General features: G+C 61.9%; 14 protein-coding genes. 11 read left to right on the top strand and 3 right to left on the bottom strand.

Going from position 1 to position 15,927, the window contains the following annotated elements; all coding sequences use genetic code 11:
• The first annotated feature begins 1 nt into the window (after position 1).
• The 8 genes from lpxK to IFO71_RS05975 all read left to right on the top strand — a co-directional run bounded on the left by lpxK (position 2) and on the right by IFO71_RS05975 (position 8,778).
• Positions 2 to 1,024: a tetraacyldisaccharide 4'-kinase gene (gene lpxK / locus IFO71_RS05940; protein ID WP_192028629.1), complete on the top strand. Its 1,023-nt coding sequence runs from the start codon at positions 2 to 4 to the stop codon at positions 1,022 to 1,024.
• A complete protein-coding gene (gene kdsB, locus IFO71_RS05945; RefSeq protein WP_192028630.1) occupies positions 1,021 to 1,791 on the top strand; it encodes a 3-deoxy-manno-octulosonate cytidylyltransferase in 771 nt (256 codons plus the stop codon). The genes lpxK and kdsB overlap by 4 nt, the downstream gene beginning before the upstream one ends.
• Positions 1,788 to 2,264, top strand: coding sequence for a low molecular weight protein-tyrosine-phosphatase (locus IFO71_RS05950; protein ID WP_332309326.1), 477 nt, complete (start codon positions 1,788 to 1,790; stop codon positions 2,262 to 2,264). Before kdsB ends, IFO71_RS05950 begins: the two co-directional genes overlap by 4 nt.
• Positions 2,265 to 2,333: 69 nt before the next feature.
• Positions 2,334 to 3,758, top strand: coding sequence for a redoxin domain-containing protein (locus tag IFO71_RS05955; RefSeq protein ID WP_192028631.1), 1,425 nt, complete (start codon positions 2,334 to 2,336; stop codon positions 3,756 to 3,758).
• Positions 3,758 to 5,638, top strand: coding sequence for an excinuclease ABC subunit UvrC (gene uvrC / locus IFO71_RS05960; protein WP_192028632.1), 1,881 nt, complete (start codon positions 3,758 to 3,760; stop codon positions 5,636 to 5,638). Before IFO71_RS05955 ends, uvrC begins: the two co-directional genes overlap by 1 nt.
• A gap of 8 nt (positions 5,639 to 5,646) precedes the next feature.
• A complete protein-coding gene (pgsA, locus tag IFO71_RS05965; RefSeq protein ID WP_192028740.1) occupies positions 5,647 to 6,219 on the top strand; it encodes a CDP-diacylglycerol--glycerol-3-phosphate 3-phosphatidyltransferase in 573 nt (190 codons plus the stop codon).
• Between the two features lie 8 nt (positions 6,220 to 6,227).
• The gene (locus IFO71_RS05970) at positions 6,228 to 7,517 is read left to right on the top strand and encodes an NAD(P)/FAD-dependent oxidoreductase (protein ID WP_192028633.1); all 1,290 of its coding nucleotides are present in this window, start codon (positions 6,228 to 6,230) and stop codon (positions 7,515 to 7,517) included.
• Positions 7,518 to 7,653: 136 nt separating this feature from the next.
• Positions 7,654 to 8,778, top strand: a complete 1,125-nt coding sequence (locus IFO71_RS05975; RefSeq protein WP_192028634.1) for a hypothetical protein — start codon at positions 7,654 to 7,656, stop codon at positions 8,776 to 8,778.
• A 102-nt stretch (positions 8,779 to 8,880) separates the two neighbouring features.
• Here IFO71_RS05975 and IFO71_RS05980 read toward each other — a convergent pair whose 3' ends face one another.
• From IFO71_RS05980 to IFO71_RS05990, 3 genes are all read right to left on the bottom strand, one after another.
• A complete protein-coding gene (locus IFO71_RS05980) occupies positions 8,881 to 10,080 on the bottom strand; it encodes an acetyl-CoA C-acyltransferase (protein ID WP_192028635.1) in 1,200 nt (399 codons plus the stop codon).
• Between the two features lie 166 nt (positions 10,081 to 10,246).
• The gene (locus tag IFO71_RS05985) at positions 10,247 to 12,616 is read right to left on the bottom strand and encodes a 3-hydroxyacyl-CoA dehydrogenase NAD-binding domain-containing protein (RefSeq protein WP_225444433.1); all 2,370 of its coding nucleotides are present in this window, start codon (positions 12,614 to 12,616) and stop codon (positions 10,247 to 10,249) included.
• 39 nt (positions 12,617 to 12,655) lie between these two features.
• Positions 12,656 to 13,276, bottom strand: coding sequence for a TetR/AcrR family transcriptional regulator (locus tag IFO71_RS05990; RefSeq protein WP_192028636.1), 621 nt, complete (start codon positions 13,274 to 13,276; stop codon positions 12,656 to 12,658).
• 262 nt (positions 13,277 to 13,538) lie between these two features.
• Between IFO71_RS05990 and ndk the strand changes: the two genes are divergently transcribed.
• The 3 genes from ndk to pilW are packed head-to-tail and all read left to right on the top strand — an operon-like array spanning position 13,539 to position 15,926.
• A complete protein-coding gene (gene ndk, locus IFO71_RS05995) occupies positions 13,539 to 13,964 on the top strand; it encodes a nucleoside-diphosphate kinase (RefSeq protein WP_192028637.1) in 426 nt (141 codons plus the stop codon).
• A 41-nt stretch (positions 13,965 to 14,005) separates the two neighbouring features.
• On the top strand, positions 14,006 to 15,181 hold the full coding sequence (gene rlmN / locus IFO71_RS06000; RefSeq protein ID WP_192028742.1) for a dual-specificity RNA methyltransferase RlmN: 1,176 nt from the start codon (positions 14,006 to 14,008) through the stop codon (positions 15,179 to 15,181).
• Positions 15,182 to 15,200: 19 nt separating this feature from the next.
• On the top strand, positions 15,201 to 15,926 hold the full coding sequence (gene pilW / locus IFO71_RS06005; protein ID WP_192028638.1) for a type IV pilus biogenesis/stability protein PilW: 726 nt from the start codon (positions 15,201 to 15,203) through the stop codon (positions 15,924 to 15,926).
• Position 15,927: the final 1 nt, after the last annotated feature.

The following is a 15,927-nucleotide window of genomic DNA, read 5'->3' on the forward strand; positions in this document are numbered from 1 at the left end:
AGTGAGTTTGCAGAGCTGGCTTGAGCGGCGCTGGTACGGCGGCGAGCCTCCGGAGTTCTGGCTACGGGGGCTGGCAAGGCTGTTCGGATGGTTGGTGGCGCGCCGGCGGCGCGCCTACCTGGAAGGTCGCAAGCCGGTCTATCGCGCACCCAAACCGGTGGTGGTGGTGGGCAATATTTCGGTCGGCGGGGTTGGCAAGACGCCCTTGGTGATTGCGCTGTGTCGACAGCTGCAGCAGCGCGGCTTCCATCCGGGTGTGGTGTCGCGCGGCTACGGGCGGCAATCGCGCGGCCTGCAGCGGGTCACCCCGGGCTGCAGCGCGCAACAGGTGGGGGATGAGCCCAAGTTGATCTTTGAGGCCACAGGATGTCCCGTGGTGGTGGCCGAGTATCGCCCGCAGGCGGTGCAGGCCCTGCTTGAAGATCCATCCATCGACCTGGTCATTGCCGATGACGGGTTGCAGCACTATGCCCTGGCGCGCGATGTCGAAATCGCTGTGATCGACGGTGAGCGAGGTCTGGGCAATGCCCAGTTGCTGCCCGCCGGACCCTTGCGCGAAGCCCCGCAGCGATTGGCTGAATGCGATCTGCGGATCTGCAATGGCGACTATCCGGGCGAACCGGAACTCGGCATCGATGCCCGCATGTGCTTGCGACCGCGACGATTGCGGGCCATTGGCCGCCATGCCGAGCGCGGTCGAGTTGATCAGTCGCTGGAGTGGTTGCAGGGCAGGCAGGTTCACGCTGCCGCGGGTATCGGACACCCGCAGCGTTTCTTTGCCAGTCTTGAATCGCTGGGCGCCCGTGTTATTGCCCATCCGTTCCCGGATCATCATTCGTTTTCGGCCGCCGACTTCTGCTGGCCAGATGACACGCCTGTGGTCGTCACCGACAAGGACGCTGTCAAGTGTGCCGCCCTCATCTCGCGCGAAGCGTATGCTTTGGAGGTGTCGGTGGAACTGGATGATGAAATCATGGATCGGCTGCAGCGGCTGATTTGGCACAACGCGAAGGATTCACCATGAGCACAGCGCTTGATTTTGTCGTGGCCATTCCGGCTCGCTACGCTTCGAGTCGACTGCCCGGCAAGCCGCTGGCCAGTCTGGCTGGGCGGCCAATGATTGCTCATGTGGTGGATCGCGCGCTGTCAGCGGGCGCGCGCGAAGTCGTGGTGGCGACCGATGATCAACGTGTCGCGGACGCGGTGGCGGCGCAAAACATTCGTGTCTGCATGACTGCCGCCGGCTACAACTCGGGCACCGATCGTCTGGCCGAGTGCGCGTCCATGTGTAGCTGGGAGCAGGACACCGTGATCGTCAATCTGCAGGGCGACGAGCCGCTGGCACCGCCGGCCGCGATTCGCGGCGTAGCGGAATGTCTGGTGCAGTCGGGCTGTGAGATCGCCACCCTGGGCTGGCCGATTGAATCGAGTGAACAACTATTCGACCCCAACTGCGTCAAGTTGGTGAGGAATGATCTGGGACAGGCGCTGTACTTCAGTCGTGCGCCGATTCCCTGGCATCGCGATCGATTTCAGCTCGATCGGGTCAACCTGCCGGGCGAGGGCTGGCTGCGCCATATCGGCATGTATGCCTACCGTCGGGCCACCCTGGACGCATTCACCCGTCTGCCCGCGGCCTGGCTCGAGCAGGTCGAGGCGCTGGAACAGTTGCGGGCGCTGCAGGCCGGCTGGCGCGTGGCCGTGGCCTTGAGCCCGGTGGCCGTGCCGGCCGGCGTCGACACGCCTGAGGATCTCGAACGGGTGCGCCGGGTACTGGAGACGAAACGGTGAGCGCGGCTGTGCCACGCCGCGTATTGCTGGTCTGTACCGGCAATATCTGTCGATCCCCGCTGGCCGAGGGCATCTTGCGTCACCATAGCCAGGCAGCCGGTCTGAACATCGAGTTCGATTCGGCGGGAACGCACAGCTATCACGTCGGTGAGCCCCCCGATGCTCGCGCGATTCAGGCGGCGCGAGCGCGCGGAGTGAACATCGAACAGCTGCGCGCGCGGCGTATTGAGGCCGAAGATTTCGCTCGGTTCGACTGCATCCTGGTCGCCGATCATGCCAACCTGCAGGCGCTGCAAGCTCGTTTGGGGCCGGTCTCACAGACTGCCCAGCTGCTGCTTGCCAAGGCCGGCATTGATCCACGCGGCGAGGTGCCTGATCCGTACTACGCTAGCCTGCGAGAGTTCGAGGCATGTTTCGATCTATTGGACCGAGCGGCCCGGAAGTTGCTGAGTTCTTGGCTAAACCCGGCATAATTGGGTTTGCGGGTTGCGCCCAGGGCGCGCCGGCACGGACCGACCCAGGAAGGCAAGGACAATAAGCGCATGAATCCACCGCTGGCGGCACCGGAATTCCCTGAAGGTGTGGAATGGCTGAACAGCGAACCGATCAGCATGGCCGAGCAGCGTGGCCGAGTCGTGCTGTTGGCATTCTGGAACGCCTCATCGGCGTACGCACACAATGTGTTGCTTGACCTGCAGTCCTTGTTGGGGCGCTTCTCCGACAGCACCACCTTGGTGGCGGTGCACACACCGAAATTCGAAGCCGAGCGCGAGCCGCGCATCGCGCAGAGGGCGCTGAACAGTCTGGGCTTGCGCCTGCCTTTGCTGCACGATCCTAATTTCCTGCTTTGGCAGCATTTTGAGATCACTGCCTGGCCCTCGGTGGTGGTGATCGACACCACTCAACAGCTATGCCGGCTGTTGGTGGGCGATGCGATCAAGGCCGAGCTGGAAAAACTGGTCGGCGATCTGCTTGATCAGGCCGGTCTGCAGGACCGCGTGTTCCAGCCAGCGCCCACCGGTTCCAAGCCCGAGCCGCGCCTGCCCTTGCTGTTTCCGGCTGGCGTGGCAGTGAATGCCACGCGCTTGTTTGTCGCCGATACCGCACACCATCGGATTGTTGAGTGCTCCCACGATGGCCGCATCATGCGCCAGATCGGCACCGGCAATCCGGGTCTGGTCGATGGTAATTCCGCAGAAGCCTGTTTCAATCGGCCGCGTGGCTTGTTCCTCAGCCGTGATGCGCTGTACATCGCCGATGCGGGCAATCATGCATTGCGGCGGATGTCATTGTTAAGTGGCGATACCGATACCCTGGCCGGTAATGGCGTGCGCGGAGTTTCGGCCAATCTGGTCGGCGAAGATCCTCTGAAGACCTCTCTGGATAGCCCGTGGGCGCTGGTTGGCAACCACGACAAGATCTATATCGCCATGGCCAGTGGTCAGGAGATCTGGGAGTACGATCAGGGTGTCCGGCGCATTCGATGTGTCGCCGGAACCGGGCAGATTGGACTATGCGATGGCGCCGGTGAGCGCGCCATGCTGGCACAGCCCTCAGCGCTGACCATGATCCAACAGACGCTGTACGTGGCTGACTCAGCTTCGTCAGCGATTCGTGGCATCAATGTGCAGGGCGGTCAGGTACACACCTTGGTCGGACATGGTCTGTTCGACTATGGCGATCAGGATGGACCGCGCCAGCATGCCTTGTTGCAGTGCCCGCTTGGTCTCTGCCTCGATTCGCGTGCCCCACAATTGTGGATTGCCGACACCTATAACAATCAGATTCGATCGCTGCGCCTGGGTGGCGGCGAATTGCGCCGACTGCCGCTGAGCTATTCGCTGTGTGAGCCAGCCGCCATCGCCAGCAGTGAAGGCGTACTGTGGGTAGCCAACACCAACGCCCATGAAGTGTTGCGTATCGAGATCGACTCGGCGCAGGTGAGACGACTGCCGATTGGCGAGTGATGTCCGAGGGTCGTGCTCCAAGCGAACAGCAGGATGAGGTGGGTTTCGACGGGCGCCAGTTCGCTCGCTCCCTGCCCAGCCTGCCCGGCGTCTACCGCATGCTCGACGCTGCGGGCGAAGCGCTGTATGTCGGCAAGGCCCTGGCACTGGACAAGCGCGTAGCCAGCTATTTTTCCGGCAAGCCAACCTCGATGCGCATAGCCCACATGCTGAGTCAGGTGGCCAGCATGGAGGTCAGCATCACCCGCACCGAGGGTGAGGCCCTGCTGCTGGAAAACGAGCTGATCAAATCGCTCCGGCCGCGCTATAACATACTGTTGCGCGATGACAAGAGCTACCCGTTCGTGCATTTCTCCGCCCATCCCTTTCCCAAGGTGGGTTTCTATCGGGGCTCGCGCAAGGTCGGCGGACGATTCTTCGGCCCTTACCCCGGCGCTCATGCCGTGCGCGAGACCTTGGCACTTCTACACAAGTTGTTCCGCCTTCGCTCATGCGAAGACAGCGTCTACAGTGGCCGCTCCCGACCTTGCCTGCAGCACCAGATAGGACGCTGCAGTGCGCCTTGCGTCGGCTTGATCAGTGAGCCTGACTATGCCGAGTCTCTGCGTCAGGCCGCTCTGTTCCTGGAGGGACGCAGCGACGCCCTGGTCGAGCAGCTGACCGAGCGCATGCAGGAGGCAGCCCAGGAGCTGAAGTTCGAGCAGGCTGCAAAGGCGCGTGATGTGATTGCCCGACTGCGTGGTGCACAGGCCAAACAGTTTGTTGAGCATGCCGATGCCGATCTCGATGCGATTGCCGTCGAGCTTCGTGGCTATCAGGCCTGCGTGGTCGTGCTGTCGTTTCGCAATGGGGTGAATCTCGGTACCCGCAGCTATTTTCCGAGTATCGGCTCGGAGGTCGATGAACCTGAGCTGTTGGCCGCCTTCATCACTCAGCACTATCTGCAGGTTCCACCGCCGCGCGAGTTGCTGGTTGAACACGAGCTTGCCGAGCGTGAGGTGATCGAAGCCGCCTTGGGCGAGACCTGCGGACGGCGGCTCAGGATTCGTCATGGCGTGCGCGGGCACCGGGCACAGTTTCTGGAATTGGCGCGCAAGACGGCGCAGGCTTCACTGACCAGCCGGCTGGACTCCGGCAAGCTGCAGCAACAGCGCCTGCAGTCGCTCACCGATTTGCTGGGCGTGGCCGAGGCACCGCAGCGCATCGAGTGTTTTGATATCAGTCATACCCAAGGCGAAGCGACGGTGGCCTCCTGCGTGGTGTTTGGCACTGACGGCGCCGATCGCAGCGCGTATCGACGCTTCAATATCAGTGGCATCACGCCGGGTGATGATTACGCCGCGATGCAACAAGCCCTGAGCCGGCGTTTTCGCCAGGCCGCCGAACGGGGCGAGCTACCTGATCTGTTGCTGATTGACGGTGGCATGGGACAACTGAAACAGGCCATCTCGGTACTCAGTGAACTGGGAATCGCCAACCTCAGTCTGGTCGGTGTGGCCAAGGGTGAGGAACGCAAGCCGGGCATGGAAACCCTGGTGCTGCCGGATGGTCGAGAGCTACGTCCAGGGCCGCAGTCGCTGGGTCTGCAGTTGATTCAGCAGGTACGCGATGAAGCACATCGATTTGCCATCACCGGTCATCGCGGTCGTCGCGCCAAGGCGCGAGTTCAGAGTACATTGCAGAATATTGAGGGTGTCGGGCCGAAGCGGCGCGTGGCATTGCTGACCCATTTCGGTGGCCTGGCCGGTGTCAAGGCCGCCGGGGTAGAGGAACTTTCCGCAGTGGAAGGCATCAACGAGGCCCTGGCACGCCGCATTTACGCGGCTTTGCGCGGCATAGACGAGGAAGGCATGGGGCAGGAGGGGGAACAGCAAGCGTGAGTTATCGGATCAAGATCACCCTGCCGACCGTACTGACTCTGGCCCGGATTGCTTCGATTCCGATCCTGGTCCTGGTGTTCTATCTGCCCTACAAGTGGACCAATCTGGCCGCTGCAGCGATTTTCGCCCTGGGCGCGTTGACCGACTGGCTCGACGGATGGATTGCGCGTCGCTTCGGCATGTATTCGAAGTTCGGGGCCTTTCTCGATCCGGTGGCCGATAAGTTGGCCGTGGCCGTAGCCTTGGTCTTGATTGTTCAGCGCCACCCGACCTGGCTGATGGCCTTGCTGGCAGCGGTGATCATCGGTCGTGAGATCACCATCTCGGCATTGCGCGAGTGGATGGCTGAGATCGGTCAGCGTGCCAAGGTCGGGGTAGCGGGATTGGGCAAGATCAAGACCATCGTGCAAATGGTGGCGATCACCACCTTGCTCTACTACCAGCCGATTGGTCAGTTCCCGACGCTGCTGATTGGCGAGTCGCTGCTGGCGGTGGCGGCCGCGCTGACCTTATGGTCGGGCTATGCCTATCTGCATGCCGCCCTTCCGGCGATGGCCAAGAGCGACGCTGAGCACGACTGAGCAGGGCCATGGCGGACACCTACTACCAGTCGACCCGAGTGGCGCCGTTCGGGCCGGGTGCGCTGCGCGGCAGCGAACAGGCATCGGTATGCATCATCGGTGGCGGTTTTGCCGGCCTTAACACTGCGCTTGGCTGCGCCGAACGTGGCAAGCCCGGCGTGGTGCTGCTCGAATCGAAGACCATCGGCTACGGTGCGTCGGGTCGCAATGGCGGCTTCGTGTTTGGCGGGTTCTCGCGCTCTGAGGCCAGCCTGCTGGCTGATCTCGGCGAGTCTGCCGCCGCTGAGCTGTATCGCGACACCCGCGATGCCGTCACCCTGATTAAACGCCGGGTGCACGACTACCGCATCGACTGCGGGCTGGAGGCCGATGGCGTGGTGCTGGCGAACTGGTTTCGCGATCCGCAGGTCCTGCGCGCCAGGCAGCAGCTCTTGCGACAACACTTTGCCACCGACTGGCGCTGGCTGGATAAACAGGCGCTGGATCGCTATGTGATGTCCGATCGCTACAGTGCGGGACTGCTGGAAGCCGAGGCGGCGCAGATTCATCCACTGAACTATTGCGACGGGTTGGGGCGGGCGGCGGCTGCCCGTGGGGTACGCCTCTTTGATCAATCGCCGGCCATCAAGCTTGAACGTCGTGGCCGCGGGTGGTGCGTGCATACCTCCGAGGGACGTATCGAGGCCGAGCAGGTGGTGCTGAGCTGCGGTGGCTACCTCGCCGGTCTGGTGAGCGCGGTGGATCGGGCGGTAATGCCGATTGCCACCTATGTGATGGTCACCGAGCCCCTGGGTGGTGAGTTACACCGAGTCTTGCCGACCCAAGCCTGCATCTACGACACCCGATTCGCGTTCGACTACTACCGTCCATTGACCGACTCACGGCTGTTGTGGGGCGGTCGAATTTCGATCAAGGATCGCTCCCCGAACGCGGTCAAGGAACTGCTGCGTCGCGACCTGGGCCGGGTGTTTCCACACTGGCGCGATGCCAGAATCGATTTTGCCTGGTCTGGCCTGATGAGCTATGCCACGCACGAAATGCCGCAGATCGGTCAGGTCGAGCCGGGTCTATGGGTGGCGCAGGCCTTCGGCGGCCATGGTGTGGCGCCGACTACCCTGGCCGGTGAGCTGCTTGCCGCCGCCTTGTGCGAAGGCGATAACCGCTGGCAACGCTTCGCACGCTACGGATTCAGCCCGACCTTTCGACCGGCGGGGCTGTGGGGTGCCCAGCTGACCTATTGGTGGCTGCAGGCGCAGGATGCATGGCGTGATTGGCGTGAGAGTCGATCGCGTCACTGAGTGGCAGCAGCTTCGTCGTCTGCTTCACTGCCAACCAGCGCGGTCACCCGGTGCAAGCGATGCTTGGAGTTGGTCGAAGTGCCAGGGTCCAGTTTGCTCTGTACTGCCACGCTGCGGTTCAAGATTCGGGGGAGCTATGTGGTTTGCCATCGGTTTGTTAACCATCTCGGTCAGCGCCTGGTTGATGTACAGCTGGCGCCGGGCCAATCAATGGAAAGGGCAGAGCGCCGAACACGAGGGCGTGCGCTATCAATACTCGATCAGCAAGCACAAGGGGCGCGTGCAGCTGATCCGGCTGGGGCTGATTTGCCAGACCGGCATGCACTTTCAACTCAAGCGCGAGAGCTGGTTGGACCGACTGTTCAAGTCGTTAGGCCTGTCTGAGGAGCAGCAACTCAACCGGCTGCAATTCGACGAGAACGTCTATGTTGTTTCTGATGATCGACGCTTGAGTTATGTGCTGAAGCAGAAGTCTCAGCTGCATGAAGTGCTGGGGCGATTCTTCGATGGCCGGGTCTTGCAGGGTTTCAAGATCAAGAAACTCTGGTGCCGGGGTGAACGGCTGTGGATTGAAGCGGCGCCGGCCAGTTCGATGAAGGAATGTTCGCCTCAGCCATTGGCCGCAGAGGTGGTGCCGGTGCTGCGCGAATTGGCAGGCTTACTGGCCTCAACGGCGCCACCGGGTAGTGGCGCGCACGATGGCTTTATCGTCAAAGCCTTGTTGTTGACCGCGATCAGCGCTGCACTGGCGATCAATGCCGCCATCCAGTTGCTGCATACCGCCATTCCCAAGTTCCCTGTAGTGATTGATCTGGCTCAGCTGAATGCCACTGCTGCCGCCTTGGGCGCCGGGCTATTGTTGGCCCTGCTGGGCGCCTGCGTATTCCTGCTTGGTCGCACCTCACGCTCGCACATCGTGCTGATCGAGCTCCTGCTGGTCGGTGGGTTCGGCGCCTTCGGCAGCGCCTTCACTTCGCTCCGCGACTACAACATCGAGTTCGATCGCGCCAGCCCAGCCCTGGTTTCGGCGACTGTCGCCGATCGCTACAGCCGCCGCTGCGGCAAGCGCTCTACCTGCTACTACGTACAGCTATCCGGTGCACCGCTCCTGGGCGACAAGCAACGACTGAAAGTCGATCGCTCACGCTTCAACGATTTCATGCCAGGCACGGAAGTAATGATCAAGCTACACCCCGGCGCCCTCGGGGTGCGATGGATTGAGGCGCCGATGGTGGGGCAGGCTGGGAGCGTTGAGCGTTGAGTGATTGCCCATAGGCAGAGCCCAGCAACCTCGCTGAGCGAGGTTGTTGGGTATGCGTGCCCGTTTTCGCCGTAGCAATTCGCTCAGGGTAGGGTCTGGGGCTTACAGCGCCTCAAATATGCCCGCCGCGCCCATGCCGGTGCCGATGCACATGGTGACCATGCCGTACTTCTGCTGACGACGGCGCAGGCCGTGGACCAGGGTGGCGGCGCGGATGGCGCCGGTGGCGCCCAGCGGGTGGCCGAGGGCGATGGCCCCGCCGAGCGGGTTAACCTTGTTCGGATCAAGGCCGCAATCGCGAATCACCGCGAGTGCTTGCGCGGCAAACGCCTCGTTAAGTTCGATCCAGTCGAGCTGATCCTGGCTGATGCCGGCCTGCTTGAGCACTTTCGGAATGGCCGCGATTGGGCCGATGCCCATCACTTCCGGGCGCACACCGGCCACCGCGAAGCTGACGAAGCGGGCCAGCGGCGTGAGGCCGTAGTCCTTGACTGCCTGTTCCGATGCCAGCAGCACGGCGCCGGCGCCGTCGGACATCTGCGAGGAATTACCGGCGGTCACCGAGCCGCCGTTGCGGAACACCGGGCGCAGCTTGGCCAGGCCTTCGGCCGAGGAATCGGCGCGCGGGCCCTCGTCTATTTCCACCAGTCCCTTCTTCAGCCGGACGGCGTTGCCAGCCAGATCCGGAATCCGCGCGGTCACCTCGTACGGCGTGATTTCCTGCTTGAATTCGCCCGCCTGGATGGCGGCAATCGCCTTCTGGTGCGAGGCGAGGGCGAAGGCGTCCTGATCTTCGCGGCTGACCTTCCATTCCTCGGCCACCTTCTCGGCGGTGATGCCCATGCCGTAGGCGATCGCGATGTTCTCGTTCTTGGCGAACACTTCCGGGCTGAGCGCGACCTTGTTACCCATCATCGGCACCATCGACATCGACTCAGTACCACCGGCCAGGACCAGATCGGCCTCGCCCAGGCGAATCCTGTCGGCAGCCAAGGCAATCGCCTGCACACCGGAGGAACAGAAGCGATTGATGGTCTGTGCCGCCACCGTATTCGGCAGCCCGGCCAGCAACACGCCGATGCGCGCCACATTCATGCCTTGCTCGCCTTCCGGCATGGCACAACCAATGATTGCATCATCGATCCGCGAGGTATCGATACCCGGCGCCTGCGCCACCACCGAACGCAACACATGCGCCAGCATTTCATCCGGACGGGTGTTGCGGAACACACCACGCGGCGCCTTGCCCACCGGCGTGCGCGTCGCTGCCACGATATAAGCGTCTTGAATTTGTTTGCTCATTTGCTTTCTCCGAAAGCTGGGATTCGAGATTTGGGATTCGGGATTCGATAGAAGCGGGACTCGCAAGACGTTGGGTTTGAGGGCTCGATTTGAGCGTTGGCGGTGATGCTTGCCGTGTCCCGCTCTTGCGAATCCCGAATCCCAAATCCCGAATCCCGGCCGCCAATCAATTCCTCAACGGTTTCCCAGTCTTCAAGGTGTGGAGGATGCGTTCCTGGGTCTTGGGCATTTGTGCCAACGCAACGAAGTGTTCGCGTTCGAGGCGCAGTAGCCAGTCTTCGTCGACCAGGGAGCCGCGGTCGACTTCGCCGCCGCACATGACGGTGGCGATGCGGGCTGAGACTTCAAAGTCGTGTTCGGAAATGAAGCGGCCTTCCAGCATGTTAACCAGCATCATCTTGAAGGTAGCGATACCGACGTCGCCGGCGACCTGCACCTGCTTGGCCGGCAACGGTGGGCGATAGCCCGAGTCGGCCAGAGCACGGGCCTGCGTGCGAGCCACATGCAGGGCTTCCCAGGTGTTGCAGATGATCAGGTCGTTGGAACGCAGCAGCTGCAGTTCCTTCGCCTCAACCGCCGAGGTCGAGACCTTGCCCATGGCGACTGCTTCAAAGTAGGGCTTGAGTTGGGCGAACACGTCGCCGCCCGGGCCTGCGGCGGCCGCGGCGCGTACCGCGATCTCCTTCAGACCGCCGCCGGCCGGCAGCAGCCCAACACCGGCTTCCACAAGGCCGATATAGCTTTCAAGCGCGGCGACGGTGCGGGCGCTATGCATCTGGAATTCGCAGCCACCGCCCAGCGCCATACCGCGCACCGCGGCGATCACCGGCACCAGCGAATACTTGATGCGCTGACTGGTGTCCTGGAAGGTCTTCACCATGGCTTCGAACTGATCGAGCTTTCCGGCCTGCAGCGAAGCGATTGCGCCCGACAGATCGGCGCCGGCCGAGAACGGTTCCTTCGGCTGCCACAGCACCAGACCGTCAAAATCCTTCTCGGCGACGTCGATCGCTTGCTGGATGCCAGCCAACACGCCGTCGGACACGGTGTGCATCTTGGTCTTGAAGCTGAGCACGGCAATGCCGTCGCCATCGTGCCAGCAACGCACGGCATCGGTTTCGAACACCGTTTCGCCCGGGTCGGCGCGCTCGCCCAACACCGGATCCTTGAAGCGCTGACGGTCATACACCGCCAGTTTCGACCGCGGCTCGCTCTTGCCCGACTTCGGCGAGAAGCTACCAGCGGCATCGTGCACGCCCTCGCGGCCGTCGCTGACCCAGGCGGGCAGGGCGGCATCGGCCATGTTCTTGCCGGCCTTGCCGTCTTCGGCAATCCATTCGGCGACCTGCTTCCAGCCGGCGGCCTGCCAGGTTTCGAACGGGCCCTGTTGATAGCCGTAACCCCAGCGGATCGCTAGATCAACGTCACGCGCGGTGTCGGCAATCGACTCCAGGTGGAACGCGGTGTAGTGGAACAGGTCGCGGAAGCAGGCCCAGAGGAATTGCGCCTGTTTGTGCTCGGAAGCGCGCAGCTTGGCGAACTTCTCGGCTGGATTTTTCAGCTTGAGAATTTCCAGCACCTCAGGTGCCACTTCGCCAGCGGCGGGGCGGTAGTCCTGCTTGGCGACATCAATGACGTGGATATCCTTGCCGACCTTACGGAAGATGCCGGCACCGGTCTTCTGACCCAGTGCGCCCTTGCTGATCAGCGCCTGCAGCCAGGCTGGGGCCTTGAAATATTGGTGCCAGGGGTCGTTTGGCAGCGTATCGGCCATGGTCTTGATCACGTGGGCCATGGTGTCGAGACCGACCACATCGGCGGTGCGATAGGTGGCCGATTTCGGTCGGCCGAGCAAGGGCCCGGTCAGCGCATCGACTTCGTCGAAGCCCAGTCCAAACGCTTCGGTGTGATGCATCACTGACAACATCGAAAACACGCCGATGCGATTGCCGATGAAGTTCGGTGTGTCCTTGGCATAGACCACGCCCTTGCCCAGGGTGCTGACCAGGAAGGTCTCCAGGCCCTCGAGAATGGCGCGATCGGTATTGGTGCAGGGAATCAGTTCGGCCAGATGCATGTAGCGCGGCGGATTGAAGAAATGCACGCCGCAGAACCGTGGTTGCACGTCGGCCGGCAGGGCGTCAGCCATGGCATTGATCGACAATCCCGAGGTATTCGAGGCGACGATGGCATGCGGCGCGATGAACGGGCCGATCTTCTTGTAGAGATCCAGCTTCCAATCCATGCGTTCGGCAATCGCCTCGATGATCAGGTCGCATTCGCGAAGCAACTCGAGGTGCTGGTCGTAGTTGGCCGGCACGATCGCATTGCTCAGCGACTTGCTGGCAAACGGCGCCGGCGACAGCTTGGCCAGTCCAGCCAAAGCCTTGTTGACGATGCCGTTGGGATCGCCGTCCTTGGCCGGCAGATCGAACAGCACGGCTTCAACACCGGCATTGACCAAGTGGGCGGCAATCTGGGCGCCCATGACGCCAGCGCCGAGCACGGCCACTTTGCGAACACGTAGCTTGCTCATAATGAACTCCGAGGAGGGAAAGCGGGAGGAAGGGAGGGGTTAAGCGACGCGAAGACCACCGGCGGCAAAGGCCACCAGTTCCTTCACAGCCTGCAGCACGTGTTCGGCATCGCTGACACCGGAAGGTCGCCGGGTCTGGCCAAAATCAGCCATGGCATAGGTCAGCGCACCGGCAACGAAGTCGAGCCGCCAGTAGAGTTGTTGCTTGCTGAGTGTCGGCAGCGCAGTACCGATGGCCTGAGCAAACTCGCGCATCACATGACCGTAGTGCTCGGAGAGGAAACTGCGCAGGTTTTCGTCCTTTTCGGCGTAGGCGCGAGCGATGACGCGGACAAATGCGGCGCCGCCGTGTCGATCCAGGGTCAGCATCAGCGCGGGCTCGATGAAGGCGGTCAGGATCGCCTCCAGATCGTTTGACCGGTCGGCTTGCGCCTCATGCAGGGCTTGCAGACGACGCTCGCTGAGATCATCCAACCGGCGGCGAAACACCTCGTTAATGAGGTTCGACTTGGAGCCAAAGTGGTAATTGACCGCGGCAAGGTTGACGTCGGCGCGACTGGTAACCTGGCGCAACGAGGTTTCGGCGAACCCGTGCTGGGCGAAAAGCGCCTCGGCGGCGCCGAGGATGCGTTCCTTGGTGGAGAAATGCGGCGAGGACATGAGAGACTGCAGGCCTGGATCAAACGTTCGTTTGAAGACGGTAACCCCTGTGGGGAAACCCGTCAACTGAGTCCGTGCAGGCAGTCTACTCCTTCTTCACAACTGCGTAGGTGATCGCGCTTTCGAGCCGTCGTCCTGGAAAAAATCCCCTGAAAAAGCGTAGACTTATCTGCTAATCTTAAGAGCGGATTCCGGCTCGGTGTCGGAACTTGTTCTTTCTTAAGAAGTTTCCTCAACCACTTGTTTTATTTGGAGTTTCGACATGGCGCTGGAGCGCACTCTGTCCATCATCAAGCCCGATGCCGTTGCCAAGAACGTGATCGGCCAAATCTACAGCCGCTTTGAAGGCGCCGGACTCAAGGTCGTCGCGGCCAAGATGAAGCACCTGTCGCGCCGCGAGGCCGAAGGTTTCTATGCCGTTCATCGTGAGCGCCCGTTCTTCGGCGCGCTGGTCGAGTTCATGATTTCCGGCCCGGTAATGATTCAGGCCCTGGAAGGCGAAAACGCCATTGCCAAGAATCGCGAACTGATGGGCGCCACCGACCCGAAGAAGGCCGAGGCCGGCACGATTCGCGCCGATTTCGCCGATTCAATCGACGCCAACGCTGTGCACGGCTCCGATGCCGCGGACACTGCGGCGGTCGAAATTGCCTACTTCTTTTCCAGCACCGAGCTCTGCCCGCGCTGAGCTGATGGAGCGATAGCCTGATGAGTACCGACCAACCACGCATCGAAGTCGCGCTGGAACAGCCCGCGCCGCGTTCGCTGCGTGCGTTGGCCGAGGCAGCCCCGAAGTCCGAGAAGGTTAATCTGTTCGACCTCGACCGGTCGGGGATCGAAGCGCTGTTCGAGTCGATTGGCGAAAAGCGCTTCCGTGCCCATCAGGTGATGAAGTGGATCTATCACCGCCACGTGACCGAATTTGTCGAGATGACCGATCTTGGCAAGGTGCTGCGTGGCAAGCTGGAAGCGGTGGCCGAAATTCGTCCGCCCAACATTTTGTTCGAGAAGGACGCCAGCGATGGCGTGCACAAGTGGCTGCTCGGCATGGATGGCGGCAATGCCATCGAGACGGTGTTCATCCCCGACAAGGGGCGGGGCACCCTGTGTGTGTCCTCTCAGGTGGGCTGCGGTCTGAACTGCCAGTTCTGCAGTACTGCAACTCAGGGCTTCAACCGCAACCTCAGCACGGCTGAGATCATCGGCCAGGTCTGGGTGGCAGCGCGTCACCTGGGGAATGTGCCGCACCATCAGCGCAAGTTGACCAATGTGGTGATGATGGGCATGGGCGAGCCCCTGCTCAACTTCGACAATGTGGTCAAGGCAATGTCGCTGATGCGCGATGATCTCGGGCTGGGGCTGGCCAACAAGCGAGTGACCTTGTCGACCTCGGGTCTGGTGCCGATGATCGATCGGTTGTCGGCCGAGAGCGATGTGGCCCTGGCCGTTTCTCTGCATGCGCCCAACGACGAGCTGCGCACCGAACTGGTGCCGCTGAACAAGAAATATCCGATCGCCGAGCTGTTGGCCGCCTGTCAACGCTATGTATCGCGACGGCCGCGTACCTCGGTGACCTTCGAGTACACCCTGATGAAGGGCGTCAACGACCAACCCGAGCATGCCCGCCAGTTGGTCAAGCTGCTGCGCAAATTGCCCAGCAAGCTCAATCTGATTCCCTTCAATCCGTTCCCGGGTACCCGCTTTGAGCGCTCGGATGAAACCACTATTCGGGCGTTTCAGAAAATCGTGCTCGATTCCGGCGTGCTGGCGACGGTGCGACGCACTCGCGGCGACGACATCGATGCCGCTTGTGGTCAATTGAAAGGGCAGGTGCTGGACCGCACCCGCCGTCAACAGATGTTCCGCGACAAACTTCAGCAACTAGGGGGTGAACGTGTGGCGTGAGTGTCTCGCGGGAACCGCATTGGCGCTGACGCTGGCAGCCTGCGCTGGCGGCGGCGGTTACCGAGCGGTGAGTGACGAACGGACGGACGCGGCCGAACTGCAAGCCAAGCTGGGACAGGAGTACATTTCCAAGGGCGACTTCGAGACCGCTCAGGAAAAGCTGCAGCGCGCCGTTCAGCTCGACCCCAATCTTGCCAGCGCACACACCCTGCTAGGCATCCTGAATGAGCGGATCAATCGCCCCGAGCTGGCTGAACAGTTTTACCGCAAGGCGGTGAAGCTCAAGCCTGATGACGGTGCCGCCAGCAACAATCTTGGTGCATTTCTCTGTGCGCAGGGCAGGTTCGAAGAATCTTTGCCGTACTTTGACAAAGCCGTGCAGGATCCGTTCTACAAGACCCCGGCCGTGGCCTTCACCAATCAAGGTGTTTGCGCGCGCAAGGCGGGTCAACGCAGTCGCGCTGAGGAGAGTCTGAGGCGAGCGCTGGAGTTGGAGCCGCGCAACACGGTCGCGTTGTATGAAATGGCATCGCTGTCGTTCAACAAGGAGGATTACCTCCGCGCGCGCGCTTTCATTCAACGCTTCGAAGCGCATAACCGTGCCGATCCAAGCCTGTTGGCGCTGGCGGTGCGAGTGGAGAACCGGCTCGGCGATGAGCGCGCGGCAAAGCGTTATCGCGACAGGCTGGTGTCTGAGTACCCCGATATCGAATTACCTTCCGACCTTCAGAGTGAGACTCCCTGAT

The organism is Pseudomarimonas arenosa, from assembly GCF_014841215.1.
Classification (GTDB): domain Bacteria; phylum Pseudomonadota; class Gammaproteobacteria; order Xanthomonadales; family Xanthomonadaceae; genus Pseudomarimonas; species Pseudomarimonas arenosa.

What these genes read in the sequence shown, in the direction of transcription:
- IFO71_RS05985 (WP_225444433.1), bottom strand. Translation starts at nt 12,616, where the DNA reads ATGAGCAAGCTACGTGTTCGCAAAGTGGCCGTGCTCGGCGCTGGCGTC.
- uvrC (WP_192028632.1), top strand. Translation starts at nt 3,758, where the DNA reads ATGTCCGAGGGTCGTGCTCCAAGCGAACAGCAGGATGAGGTGGGTTTC.
- kdsB (WP_192028630.1), top strand. Translation starts at nt 1,021, where the DNA reads ATGAGCACAGCGCTTGATTTTGTCGTGGCCATTCCGGCTCGCTACGCT.
- IFO71_RS05955 (WP_192028631.1), top strand. Translation starts at nt 2,334, where the DNA reads ATGAATCCACCGCTGGCGGCACCGGAATTCCCTGAAGGTGTGGAATGG.
- IFO71_RS05970 (WP_192028633.1), top strand. Translation starts at nt 6,228, where the DNA reads ATGGCGGACACCTACTACCAGTCGACCCGAGTGGCGCCGTTCGGGCCG.
- IFO71_RS05990 (WP_192028636.1), bottom strand. Translation starts at nt 13,276, where the DNA reads ATGTCCTCGCCGCATTTCTCCACCAAGGAACGCATCCTCGGCGCCGCC.
- ndk (WP_192028637.1), top strand. Translation starts at nt 13,539, where the DNA reads ATGGCGCTGGAGCGCACTCTGTCCATCATCAAGCCCGATGCCGTTGCC.
- IFO71_RS05980 (WP_192028635.1), bottom strand. Translation starts at nt 10,080, where the DNA reads ATGAGCAAACAAATTCAAGACGCTTATATCGTGGCAGCGACGCGCACG.
- IFO71_RS05975 (WP_192028634.1), top strand. Translation starts at nt 7,654, where the DNA reads ATGTGGTTTGCCATCGGTTTGTTAACCATCTCGGTCAGCGCCTGGTTG.